This is a genomic window from Limnospira sp., from assembly GCF_051859755.1.
GTDB lineage: Bacteria > Cyanobacteriota > Cyanobacteriia > Cyanobacteriales > Microcoleaceae > Limnospira > Limnospira fusiformis.
Genome location: NZ_JBIMLI010000380.1, coordinates 1 through 855 on the forward strand (window position 1 = coordinate 1; position 855 = coordinate 855).

An 855-nucleotide genomic window follows, 5' to 3' on the forward strand; every position below is an offset into this window, starting at 1 on the left:
GGGCATTTCAGCCCTATTTCATACCCGAACGTCTCGCACGTGCATCAAGTACATAATAACTACTTGTTTTGATGGCAGGGTAAATTCTACCAATTGCATCTTGGGTTGACCTACCCGTTCTGAACCCATAGCTTGTGCCTTCAAATCTCGATTCCCATTCAGGTTCGAGAGCCGATTTAACCAAGGCTTGCCTCGCTCTATCTTGGATAGTGGGTATTCCCAGCGGGCGTTTCTCATCCCTACCAGGTTTTGGAATCCACACCCTACGCAGTGGTTTTGCTTTGATATTTCCTTTGATTTTCTCGGCTAAGTCTAACCTTTGCTTAGGGGATATTGCTATCACTCCATCCACTCCGGCTGTTTTCTTTCCTTGATTGTCTTGGGTCACTCGCCGTACTGCTAAGAGTCGGGCATAAGATGACTTCACCAATAGACGTTGCCACCTTCTTACCTTTGCATCCGGCCCCGATTTAGCTGCTTGAAATATCCTCTTTTGGAGCTTGAAAACTTTCCGCTGAACCTTAGCCCAAGGAATAGCTTTCCATACGTTATTCGTAGTCTTGATTGGTTTGGACTTGCCAAAGCCTTTCTTTAAACTCGCTTGCGTCATTTAAACACCTACTAGACTCTATTCTTACAATCAAACCGTGACCTGTTAGCATATCCCGTCCATTACAGCCGGGCGTTGGCTTTTGGTCACATCTCACATCCTCTAGGACTTGCGGTTACACTTATCCCTACTAACTACCTCGACCAGATAGTCAGAGTCCAGGAGGACTTAAAACGTTCCGTTTATATGGGCATTCCATCTTTAGATTTGTCCTTTCCACCGGGGTACTTTAAAGGTCTGTGTAG

Annotated in this window: 1 pseudogene; it reads right to left on the reverse strand. The window is 45.7% G+C overall.

The features are described from left to right. Positions 1-40: 40 nt before the first annotated feature. Positions 41-610, reverse strand: a pseudogene (locus ACTIE0_RS24750) (reverse transcriptase N-terminal domain-containing protein); the annotation flags it as partial. Between the last annotated feature and the right edge of the window lie 245 nt (positions 611-855).